The 11,042-nt window shown below is 63.6% G+C and carries 7 protein-coding genes; 3 read left to right on the top strand and 4 right to left on the bottom strand.

All coding sequences use genetic code 11. The features are described 5' to 3' along the window. Window positions 1-467 precede the first annotated feature (467 nt). From ACYQ4W_RS07600 to ACYQ4W_RS07590, 3 genes are read left to right on the top strand one after another with little or no spacing between them, the layout of a single operon-like run. The gene (locus ACYQ4W_RS07600) at window positions 468-1,604 is read left to right on the top strand and encodes a KamA family radical SAM protein (RefSeq protein ID WP_459854842.1); all 1,137 of its coding nucleotides are present in this window, start codon (window positions 468-470) and stop codon (window positions 1,602-1,604) included. 43 nt (window positions 1,605-1,647) lie between these two features. Then, entirely contained in the window at window positions 1,648-2,484 is an 837-nt protein-coding gene (locus tag ACYQ4W_RS07595; RefSeq protein ID WP_459854839.1) for a thioesterase II family protein, read from the top strand. 3 nt (window positions 2,485-2,487) lie between these two features. Next, window positions 2,488-3,312, top strand: coding sequence for a 4'-phosphopantetheinyl transferase family protein (locus ACYQ4W_RS07590; protein WP_459854836.1), 825 nt, complete (start codon window positions 2,488-2,490; stop codon window positions 3,310-3,312). Between the two features lie 468 nt (window positions 3,313-3,780). Here ACYQ4W_RS07590 and ACYQ4W_RS07585 read toward each other — a convergent pair whose 3' ends face one another. The 4 genes from ACYQ4W_RS07585 to ACYQ4W_RS07570 form a co-directional block, all read right to left on the bottom strand. Further along, complete coding sequence (locus tag ACYQ4W_RS07585) at window positions 3,781-5,817, bottom strand: methyl-accepting chemotaxis protein (protein WP_459854833.1); 2,037 nt, start codon at window positions 5,815-5,817, stop codon at window positions 3,781-3,783. A 508-nt stretch (window positions 5,818-6,325) separates the two neighbouring features. Further along, a complete protein-coding gene (locus tag ACYQ4W_RS07580; protein ID WP_459854831.1) occupies window positions 6,326-6,751 on the bottom strand; it encodes a DUF3783 domain-containing protein in 426 nt (141 codons plus the stop codon). After that, the gene (locus tag ACYQ4W_RS07575; RefSeq protein WP_459854829.1) at window positions 6,724-7,608 is read right to left on the bottom strand and encodes a hypothetical protein; all 885 of its coding nucleotides are present in this window, start codon (window positions 7,606-7,608) and stop codon (window positions 6,724-6,726) included. The genes ACYQ4W_RS07580 and ACYQ4W_RS07575 overlap by 28 nt, the downstream gene beginning before the upstream one ends. A 26-nt stretch (window positions 7,609-7,634) precedes the next feature. Next, a complete protein-coding gene (locus ACYQ4W_RS07570) occupies window positions 7,635-10,847 on the bottom strand; it encodes an SNF2-related protein (RefSeq protein ID WP_459854826.1) in 3,213 nt (1,070 codons plus the stop codon). Window positions 10,848-11,042: the final 195 nt, after the last annotated feature.

The raw sequence follows: 11,042 nt of genomic DNA, 5'->3' as shown, positions 1-11,042 counted from the left end.
TATCTTCATAGCGCGACAAATACCGCACCAGATGACAGGTTGGCAAGGCTAACTATCACTTTCGGCTGTACTTTTCTTACTTTCTGGGGTACAAAAACACAGGAATGGAAGGGTGCGGCCCTTTTCGGGGCATCCTTATCCGCAGGCGGAACAGCCGTCCTTGATTCCCGCGTGCGTGCCAAGGGGTGCTGCGCCAGCGGAAGAGTGCGGCGATGATCCGTGTTGAGATCGGCCTCATGGAGCACAGACGCCCGTTGACACTCCCCGCCACCGTTTCCCCAAGGACCATCCGCGCCGGATTGCCCCCGAGACCCTGGCAGAACGGCGTATTCCGCCGCGTGATGGGCGCCGGCATGATCCCTTGCCGCAACATTTTGCCGCATGGAGTCCTTTAGCGTTCCGGACGATCCTCGCAAGACAACCCCCCTGGCGCTGTGTCGGCACGCAGAGTAAAGGAGACAGCTGTGATGCATGGTGAAGCGGATTGGCCGCGGCTTGGCTGGGAAAAAGAGCTCGCCAACAATGTCGTGACCATTGACCAGCTCAAAGAGTACGCATCGTTTGAGCCGGACGAGGAGATGAAGCTGCGGGAGGTCGCCCAGGTCCATCCCATCAACATCCCTCGGTATTACCTGAGCCTCATCGACTGGGCTGACCCGGACGACCCCATCCGCCGCATGTGCTTTCCCGGCGTCGAGGAACTCGTGGTGGCCGGGGCCATGGGCGAAACCACCGCGGATCCCTACGGCGACGACAAGCACGACAAGGGCAACGGCGTGCTGCACAAGTACGACTACACCGCGCTCGTGGTCGTCACCGAATGCTGCGCCATGCATTGCCGCCACTGCTTCCGCAGAAGAATCGTGGGCAAGCCGGGCGGCCACACTCCGCGGGATTTCGCGGGCGCGCTGCATTACATCGCGCAACATACTGAAATCGACAACGTCATCCTGTCCGGCGGCGATCCGCTGATGCTCTCCACCCCGGCGCTGCGCACCATGCTGGAGGCCCTGGCCGAAATTGGGCATGTGGACTTCGTGCGCATCGGCTCGCGCGTTCCGGTCACCTATCCGCTGCGCCTTTTCGATGACGGACTCGTGGATTTGTTGCGCGCGTTCAATGAACGCAAGGCGCTGTACATCGCCACGCATTTCAACCATGTGCGCGAGATAACGCCCATGGCGACGGAGGCCATACGGCGGCTGCGGCTTTGCGGGGCCACGGTGAACAACCAGGCGGTGCTGCTGCGCGGGGTGAACGATACGGCGAAGGACATCGCCGCCCTGATGGAAGGGCTTTTGGCCATCGGCGTGAACCCGTATTACCTCTACCAGTGCATGCCCGTTTCCCGCGTGCGCCACCATTTTCAAATCCCGCTCAAGCAGGGCATCGACATAGTGGACCGGGCCCGGGCGAAGCTCAACGGCTACGGCAAGCGCTTCAAGTACATCATCGGGCACGACATCGGAAAGCTCGAGATCTGCGGCATGGCCGGCAACCAGATAGTGCTCAAGCAGATACATGCGCGCATCGGCCACCCGGAACAGGCGTCGCGCATCATCCTGAAGGACTTGGACGACAATGCCGGCTGGGTGACCGTGTGAAAGGGCAGGGGCCGCCACGCCCAGAAGCCGCGCGGAGCAGCGCATGACCAGTGATCGTCACGGGGCCGCGGGCCGGGGAGCCCCGGGTTCCGGCATGCGGCTGACCCGGTGCGTCCAGCCCGGCGCGGACCATGTCTGCGCGGACTATATCTGCGCGGACCAGGCGGAAGGCTCCGCCGCAACGCTCTTTTGCATTCCGCACGCGGGCGGCAATGCCGCATATTACGCGAAGCTCGGCAACTGCCTGCCCGCCTCGGTCGCCTTCCATCCCCTGGAATTGCCGGGGCGGGGCCGGCGCCATCAAGAGCCGCTGCGCACCAGCATGGAGTCCATGACGCAGGACTTGGCCGCGCACATGCTCCCCCTGGCGCGGAAGGGGCCCTATGCATTGTTCGGGCATAGCATGGGGGGCCTGCTGGCGCTGCTCTGCGCGGTCCACACGCAAAAGGGCGGCTTGCCCCTGCCGCGGGCGCTGTTCATTTCCGCCGCGGCCCCGCCCGCCAATGGGAGGGGTCCCTTCTTCGCCGCCGCCGCGGCGCGCGCGCCGGAGGATTTGTGGGACTATGTGACGGCGCTGGGCGGCGTGCCGCAGTGCGTGGCCGAATGCGCCGAGCTGCGCGGCTACATGGAGCCGATCCTGCGGGCGGACTTCACCGCCGTGGAAACCTGGCGGCCCGGGCCCATCGATCCGCTGCCGGTGCCCATCACCGTGTTCATGGGCGACCATGACCTCATCACCGAGCGGCAGGCGCGCGAGTGGGAGGGGCTGACCTCCGGAGCGTTCCGCATCCGCACCTTCGCTGGCAATCACTTCTATCTGCAGGACCACTGGCAGGACCTCGCCGACGAGATTGCGCGCGCGCTGCGCCTGGAGGCTTGAGCCATGGCGCTTGCGCAGGCCTTCTTCTCGCAACGTGCCCCCCTGGTGGACGAGGCTGCGCTTTTCTGCGTGGGCGTGCGGCTTGACGGGGACGCCGCTGATTGGACCGCCGCGGCCACGCCTTTTGTGACGCCGGGAGAAATGGCCCAGGCCCGGCGCTTTGTCCAGGCCAAGGACGCGGCCAGGCATCTGACCGGCAGGGCGCTTGTGCGGCGAGTGCTTGAGGCGGCGCTGGGGCGGCCGTTCCGCGCGGAGTTCGCGCGCGCCCCCTGGGGCAAGCCCGTCTGCCCTCAAAACGTGCCTTCCGGCGGAGGCGGGCTCGACTTTTCCATTTCGCACTCCGGCGACATGGTGTGGACGGCTTTTTGCCGGTCCGGATCCGTCGGCATCGACGTGGAGCGAACCACTCCCCTGCCGGATCTCCTTGAACTTGCGGAGCAGCTGCACCCGCGCGAATGCGAGGCGATCCGCTCCTTGCCGGCGGCGGAGCGCACAACGGCCTTTTACCGCTGCTGGACAAGGAAGGAGGCTGTGCTCAAGGCGCTGGGCAGAGGTCTGAACCAGCCGCTGCAAAGCTTCCAGGTGCTGCCGGTACCCCTGGCGCAAGGGTGGCTCGTGGCACTGCCTTTTGCGCCCACGCCCAGCCCGTCCCCGCTGTGTCTGGCGGAGGAGCCGCAGCATACGCTCCCAGCCGCGCCGGAGCAGGCGTGCGGCGCATGGACGACCCGCGACATCACCGTGGAGCCGGGCTACCAATGCAGCGTGGCGGCCAGCGCGCCGGGCCTGTCCCTTGCCGTTTATTTTGAAGGAAACGCCAGCGTTTGTTGAAGGCTGCCGCAGGGAGCGTTGACCGGGCGTTGCCCTGAGTTCGGGCGGATTCTCGAATAGTGAACATCGCCGTTGCGCGCCGTTGCGCCGGGCTTGCCCGGAGAGAGCCGGGCGCGTCGCCGCTTTGCGGCTGAAAGTGCCGACGCCTGGGCAAGGCAGCCCAGGATCGCAAGGCCGCCGCAAAGCGACCCCGGAAAGCGTAAGCATGCAATGGCGCAGCCAGGGCGGAAGCCTGCCCTGCGGCTTCTCCCCCGCGGGAACCCGGCGCACCAAATCCTCTCGACGAACGGGAGTCAATCTGGCTTGGCTTGGATGTTCACTCGGTCATCCTGTCGGCCGTTGCGTTCTCGCAAACCCAATTTGACCGATTTGGGCCGAGTGAACAACCTCCTCGAACTTCACGCCTTGCGCCCGCGGTTGCCGTAACGCGTCTTCGCCAGGCTGCGCCTCTGTGGGGCGAGCCTTTTGCTAGCCGCGTCCCTCCTGGTTCAGCTTCTCAATGAGCGCCTTGAGCATCTGCGCCTGCTCGGCCAGTTCGCCAACGGCCTTGGCCGCCTCGTTCATGGCCTGCGAGGTCTCGCTGGAGATGATGTTCACCTGCTCGATGGAGCGGTTGATCTCTTCGCTGGCGGCGCTTTGCTCTTCGCTTGCCGTGGCGATGGAGCGCACCTGGTCCGAGGCGGAGTCGACGAGATGCACGATCTCGCCCAGGGCCGCGCCCGAATCCTTGGCAAGGCCGGTGGCGGTCTCGATGAGGAGCACGGACTTCTCGACGTTCTCCACATTGAGCCTGGTGCTCTTTTGGATGACGCCGATAGCGTCGCCCACTTCCTTGGTGGCGCTCATGGTCTTCTCGGCCAGCTTGCGCACTTCGTCGGCCACGACGGCGAAGCCGCGTCCGGCGTCGCCCGCGCGGGCCGCCTCGATGGCGGCATTGAGCGCCAGGAGGTTGGTCTGGTCGGCGATGTCGGTGATGACGGTCATGATGCGGCCGATGTCCTCGGCCTGTTTGCCCAGCAGGGCCATGTCGGCCTTGAGCTGGTTGGTCTGCTTCTGCACGTCGTTCATGCCGGTGACGACCTTGCCCACCGTGCCCGCGCCGTCCTGGGCCTTTTCCCGCGCGGAGCCGGCTGTTTCCGCGGCCTGGCCGGCGTTTCTCGCCACCTCGATGACGGTTGCGGTCATTTCCTCCATGGCCGTGGCGGTCTCGCTCACGCGGGCGGCCTGGTTCTCGGCGCCGCGGCTTGATTCCTCGATTTGCGCGGAAAGCTCGGTGGAGGCGGAGGTGACCACCTCGACGATGGTCTCCAACTGCTGGGCGGCGTGCAGCATGCCCGCGCGCTTGGCGCTTTCGGCCTGGGCTTTGGCTTCCTCGGCCTCCGTGGTGGCTATGCGGGCCAGCGCCGTCTGCTCCTCGGCCTCCGTTGTTTTTTGCTGTGCGGTGCCGATCATGTCGCGCAGGCTGTTCACCATTTTGCGCAGCGAGTCCGCCAGGCGGCCCAGCTCGTCGTCGCGGGCGAGCTCGAGATTGTGGTCGAGGTTGCCGGTGGCCACGGTTTCGGAGAACTGCACGCAGTGGTTCAGGTCGCGCAGCACGTAGTTCAGGATGAGGATGATGGCCAGGCAGACCAGGACGATGCCCAGGCCGCCGAACATGGCGCTGTAGAGGCGCACATGCCCTGCCGCCTTGGCGATGTCGGCCGTGCTGACGGTGATGATGGAGACCCAGCCGGTTTCGGGGTCGCGGGCGAAGATGGCGGACTTGTCCACGCCGCCCTCCGTGTATTGCACCACGCCGTTTTCGCTGGTGAGCAGCGGCTTGGCCCATTCCACCTCAGACAGCTTGAGCTTTAAGATCTGCGCCTTGTCCGGGTGGCTGAAGACCACCCCGGCCTTGCTGGCCATGTAGGCGTAGCCGCTTTGGCCGACCTTGACCGGCGCCACGACGTTCTCGGAAAACTTGCCCAGGTCCAGCCGGGCGTAAATGACGCCGACGACCTGCTCGCCGGACTTGATGGGCGCGGCCACGATGCACACGGGCTTGTTGGTGGCGCGGCTCAAGAGCGGCTCGGAGACGTTGGGCTCTCCGGCCATGGCTTTTTTGAAGTACTCGCGGTCCGCGTAGTTGCCCTTGGCTTCGCCCGCGTCGGTGGCGACGACATCGCCCTTGGCCGAGAGGATGTTCGTGCCCTGGAGGGATTCGTCGAACTTGTTGAGGGCGATGAGCGCCTCGCGGGCTTCCTTCAGGCTTTCGGGCGTGCCTTCGGTGAGGGCGCGTTTGATCTTGCCGTTTTGGGCCTGCAGCACCACGGCGGCTTTCACATCGCCGCTGAAGGAGCCGACGCCGCTGGCAAGATTGCCCGCCAGGATTCGGGAGGAGTTCAGCAATTCGGCCCAGAGCTCTTCGGAGGCTTTGCGCGAGGAGAAATAGCTGGCCAAAGCCATGCTGACGACAACAGCGGCAATGGTGGGAAGGAGAAGTTTGGAACGCAGCCCGAGTTTCATGGTGCCTCCAACAGCGGCGGATTGATGGTAAAGAGCCAAATGCTGAACAAATAGGCTCGGTGTCTATATTCTGATTGTTAATACGCTACCATGCGCTTGGACATGATGCAACGGCTTGATGTATAAAATATGAATACAATCATGATAGATAAATAGCTGAACTGCATAGCGAAAGCTGATGGGCTATTGCATGGTCCAATGTAGGTATCGTTCTTGGCGCAGGTGCTGTGCGGAGGTTTTGCGTAATTCAGATCAGCGCAGTAGAGATTTTATAGTGTAATGAGAACGCAGTATTACGCAAAGACAGTCGTCCGGCTATGCATCGTAGAGGGTGAAGAGCGGAGGAAGGGAAGGGTCGGGGGGACTCCGGCGTGGCGAGCGCGCGGTATGCACTCGAGCTCACGGTCAGTGGAGGACCGGTGAGCCGGCCACCCGCCACAGTGGCGGACTGCTCCGGCGCGGCGGCGCCAAATGTTCCGGGATGAGGAAAAGAATGAAAAGTCGGTGTCTAAGACTTGGGAGAGAGCGCCACGCGCTCAAGGTCCAGTTCGGTCAAGAGGTCGATGAGCGGCCAGCCTTCCGATGTGGGGGTGAGGGTGGCCCAGTTCTGGCGCGGCAGGCCCAGGTGTTTCCAGGCGGCCATGATGGTGGACAGCTCCTTTTCCGTGACGCCGGAGAGCACCGTGGCGCGCGGCAGGGGGCTTTCCTCTCCGCGGCCGTGGCCGGGGGCGGAGGTCAGGATCTCGCCGACCGTGCGGTCCATGTCCGCCCCGGTGGCGAAGACCACGGGGATGTCCGCCAGGTGGAAGCGTTCCAGCATGGCCACGAACGCGTCCTGTTCCACGGGGGCATAGCCGGCGACCAGCGCGGCGCGCGGGCCGTAGAGGCGCTTTTTGGCGCTCTGGCCTACTTTCGAGAATCCGGAAGGAGACATGGCCCACCTGTTTGCGTGATGGCGTAGAAGCGGTTGGAGGCGTACGTGAGGCCCACGGCGAAGACCATGGCCCCGACGCCCATGATGACCGCGAGCATGGTGTCGGCGGTCAGGGCCATGCGGATGAACAACGTGGACAGCGCGAACCCGGAGTTGCGGAAGATGGCGTGGAATTCCGGCATGTAGCGCTGGGCTATGAGCACGATGAGAATGTCCGTGAAGATGAGCAGCGTGTAGAAGTCGTGGAAGATGTCGAAGGTGGGCTCGCCGCGCAGCAGCAGGTAGCCGTCGTACAGGCCCATGAACAGGAACGCGGCCAGCACGAGCAGGGCCACCAGCTTCTTGGCGGTGATGAACTTGGCCAGGATGGTGGGCGCCCAATGGCGCGGCGCGCAGCGCTGGGCGTATTTGTACGCGCCCAGCAGGGCGAACACGGTCAGCGCCCCGGCGCCGTCCAGGCCCAGGTTGATGAGCACGTCGGTGTGTCCGGTGAGCACGATGGGCACCGGCAGGTGCGTGAGCTCCTTGAAGGCGTTGCGGATGAGGATGAGGGCGAGGATTTCGAACTGCTTGCCCACCGAGCGTGAGGTGGACCGCGGCAGCGAGAACACCAGCTCGACGACCTCCAGCACCAGCACCAGGGTGAAGGTCTGGGTCACGGCGTCAAAGCGGTTCAGCGAGATGACCCGCGCCAGCGCCTCCGGCAACAGGCCCAGGCTGTTCAGCTCTATGAGTCCCAGGGAGGCCAGGAAAAAGAACACCAGCCCCTGGCCCACGCGGCGGTGCGTGTCTTCGGCCTCGGCGTACGCCTGAATCTGGTCGAAAAGCCGCACCAGCGGATACGTCAATCTATTCATCAAGGGTTCCGGGTCCCTGGCTGGGGCTAGATCTCAAAAAGCATTTCCAGGTCGTCGCGCGTGAGCGACTTGAAGGCCGACTGGCCGGGGATGATGGCCTCGGCGACGTCCTTCTTCATTTCCTGCAGCTTCAAGATCTTTTCCTCAACCGTGTTCTGGCAGATCATCTTGTACGCAAACACCTGACGCTTCTGGCCGATGCGGTGGGTGCGGTCCGTGGCCTGGTTCTCCACGGCCGGGTTCCACCACGGGTCATAGTGTATGACGTAGTCGGCGGACGTCAAGTTGAGTCCGGTGCCGCCAGCCTTGAGCGAAATGAGGAAGATCGGGATCTCCGGCGTGTCGTTGAACTTGTCCACCTGCTCGAAGCGGTCCTTGCTCGAACCGTCGAGGTAGGCGAAGGGCACCTCGCGGATCTGCAGCCAGGAGCGGATGATGTGCAGCATCTGCACGAACTGCGAGAACACGAGCACCTTGTGCCCGCCTTCCACGATGTCCGTCACGAGATCCTTGAAGGCGTCGAACTTGCCCGAGGGCAGGTTGGTGTTGATGCCGGGGATGTCGAGCTTCAAGAGGCGCGGGTGGCAGCAGATTTGGCGCAGCTTCAACAGCGCGTCCAGAATGGACATCTGGCTCTTGGCCAGGCCCTTCTCGTCCACGTCGCGCAGCACCTGCTCCTTCAGCTTGGCGGCCAGCGCGCCGTAGAGGTCGCGCTGTTCGTCGGCCAGTTCGCAGTAGTGCGTGGTCTCGATCTTGGGCGGCAGGTCCTTGGCGACCTCGCTCTTGGTGCGCCGCAGAATGAAGGGCTTCACGCGGCTGCGCAGGTATTCGAGCGTTTCCTCGTCGGCGTCCTTGATGGGCTTCACGATGCCGCGCTGGAAGGCGTGCTGCGAACCCAGGAAGCCGGGCATGAGGAATTCGAACAGGCTCCACAGCTCGAAGAGATTGTTCTCGATGGGCGTGCCCGAAAGGCACAGGCGCATGTCCGCGTCGAGGCGGCGCACGCTGCGTGCCGTGATGGTGTTGGGGTTCTTGATGTTCTGCGCTTCGTCGAGAATCACCACCGTGTACTTGTACTTGCACAGCTCTTCCAGGTCGCGGCGGAGCAGGGCGTAGGTGGTGATGATGATGTCCGAGTCCTTGATGCGCAGGAAAAGGTCGTCGCGCTTGGCGCCGTAGATGGTGAGCCGGCGCACGCTGGGCACGAATTTCGCGGCCTCGCGCTCCCAGTTGGGCAGCACGCTGGTGGGCACCACGATGAGGCACGGTCCCGTGGGGCCGCGCTCGATGAGCGAGAGCACGAAGGACAGGGTCTGCACGGTTTTGCCCAGGCCCATTTCGTCGGCCAGAATGCCGCCGAAGCCATACTCGCGCAGGAAGTTCAGGTACGAAAGGCCCATGACCTGGTACGGACGCAGGGTCGCGTTCAGCCCGCGCGGGGGCGGAATTTGGCGTATCTGCTGGAAGTTGCTGATCTTGTCGCGCAGCTTCACGAAGTAGGCGTCGGTGCGGGCGCCGGGCATGTCGTCCAGCAGGTTGTCCAGCACCGGGGCCTCGAACTGCTGGAACTTCTTCTGGGGCGGCTTCTCCGGGTCGAAGCCCAGGGCCTTGAGCTTATGGCCCAGCTTGCGCAGCCAGGCTTCGGGCAGGCTGGTGTACGAGCCGTCCTTGAGCTGCACGTAGCGCTTCTTCTGCACCCAGGCGCGCCAGATGTCCTCGATGGGCACCTTCTGGTCGTCGTACTGGATGGTGAGGTCGAGGGTGAACCACTTGTTCTCCTCGTCGCTCTTGACCTCGGCCACAATCTCCGGCTTGCTCAGGCGCACCTTGTAGCGCGTCAGGTTCTGCTCGCCGTAGACGCGGTAGCCCTCCACCAGCATGGGATAGAAGTCGAGCAGGAAATTGATGGCCGCTTCCTGCTCCATGAACCAGGTGTGGTTGCTGCGCGGCTGGAAGCCCATGTGCTGGAGTTCGGCGAAGAGCACGGCCTCCTCGTCCTGGGCGCGGCGGATGAGGTAGCTCTTGTCGGCGTAGCGGTAGCTGCCGGTCTGCAGATCCGGGTTGGGGCCGGGCAGGGTCACCTCGCCGTGCTCGGTTTCGTACACGCACTGGATTTTGAGCACCAGCAGGCTGCCTTCCTCGTCGAGGTACAGCTTGGGGTTGAACTCCGCGGGCTGGAAGATGGGCCCCATGCGCTCCAGGAAGTCCTCCTGGCCGTAGAGGTCGGAGACCGGGATCTTGGTCCACACGCGGTCCAGGTACTCGGAAATGTCGGCGTGGGGCACGATGGGCCCCTGCTCCACCATTTCTTGAATGAGCTCCGGGTCGAGCCCGGTCTGCACGGGGTGGAAGTTGCCCTTCCAGAACACCCAGAGCGGCATGCGCCCGTAAAAGAAAATCTCGTCTTCCTTGCGGATGGAGAAGGGCGGGCGGTCCTCGCGCGAGAGCATGAGGTCGAAGCCCAGGCCGTCCTCGGAAAGTTGCGGCGAAAGCTTCAGGTGCAGGGTCTTGGTCTCTATGCGCACGGGCGACTCGCTGTCGCGCAGGTACAGGTAGTACTCGTTCTTGATGGCGCGGAAGAACCAGGAGTGCAGGCCCGCGGGCAGCTCCACGCGGTGGCCCTGGTAGTCCAGGTGGTAGGCTATCATGCCGGCGATCTTGGGCAAACCGGGCGAAAGCTCGCACCAGTCCGGGTTCTTGATGATCTGCTCCAGGGTGATGTCCTGCTGCACGGCGGAGATGCCGCTCTTGTTCTGCCGCGCGCGGGAGAAGGACACCTGGAGCCGGCCGGGCTCCGGGTAGAAGCGGAACACGAAATAGTGCTTGCCCGGTTCGGGCTCAAGCTCGGTGGAGAAAAAGGCGCGGAAGGTTTGCCGCCAGTCCGTGCGGGGGCGGGGCAGGTCGGCCTTTTTCTTGTCGGTGGAGAGGCTTTTCAGCATCTTGAGCGCGGTTGCGCCCACGTGGCGGCACACGCCGGAGAATGATTCCGGGCAGTTGCAGTAAGAATTGATGGTGCCGTCGGCCAGGTTGATGCCAAGCTCGGAGGTGTAGATCTGGAAGTCCTCGCCCTGCACCTGCCCGTCCACGTCCATGAACTGGTCGCGCTGCTGGATGTCGAGCTTCTGCACTCCATCGGCCTCAAGGATGGAGGTAGCGTTCTCAATGATATAGTCCGGGATGGTCTCCCGGGTGAATCGGGTGAGGATTTCCCGAATCTTGGTTTCGTCGGCGATGGGCATGTCGTCGAAAACTCCCTGTAATCTTGGGTAAATGGAACGCTATGTGCGGGCCCAGAGGGTTATATCATACATAAGCAGGCAACAATAGTCACCATAAACGCAAGGGCGAGGGCCGCTTGGCTTTTGCCTGCGTCTGGGCCATAGTGTTTCCGCAAGGCGCTCTTCGCATATTATATGCGCAAAAATGAACGTTTT

Source organism: Humidesulfovibrio idahonensis (assembly GCF_054657715.1).
Note: the sequence above shows the minus strand (reverse complement) of the source record. Positions and strands in the feature narration are given on the sequence as shown.

Excerpts from the sequence above, each read along its gene's own strand:
- ACYQ4W_RS07600 (WP_459854842.1), top strand. The coding sequence starts at position 468 with ATGCATGGTGAAGCGGATTGGCCGCGGCTTGGCTGGGAAAAAGAGCTC.
- ACYQ4W_RS07595 (WP_459854839.1), top strand. The coding sequence starts at position 1,648 with ATGACCAGTGATCGTCACGGGGCCGCGGGCCGGGGAGCCCCGGGTTCC.
- ACYQ4W_RS07590 (WP_459854836.1), top strand. The coding sequence starts at position 2,488 with ATGGCGCTTGCGCAGGCCTTCTTCTCGCAACGTGCCCCCCTGGTGGAC.
- ACYQ4W_RS07585 (WP_459854833.1), bottom strand. The coding sequence starts at position 5,817 with ATGAAACTCGGGCTGCGTTCCAAACTTCTCCTTCCCACCATTGCCGCT.
- ACYQ4W_RS07580 (WP_459854831.1), bottom strand. The coding sequence starts at position 6,751 with ATGTCTCCTTCCGGATTCTCGAAAGTAGGCCAGAGCGCCAAAAAGCGC.
- ACYQ4W_RS07575 (WP_459854829.1), bottom strand. The coding sequence starts at position 7,608 with ATGAATAGATTGACGTATCCGCTGGTGCGGCTTTTCGACCAGATTCAG.
- ACYQ4W_RS07570 (WP_459854826.1), bottom strand. The coding sequence starts at position 10,847 with ATGCCCATCGCCGACGAAACCAAGATTCGGGAAATCCTCACCCGATTC.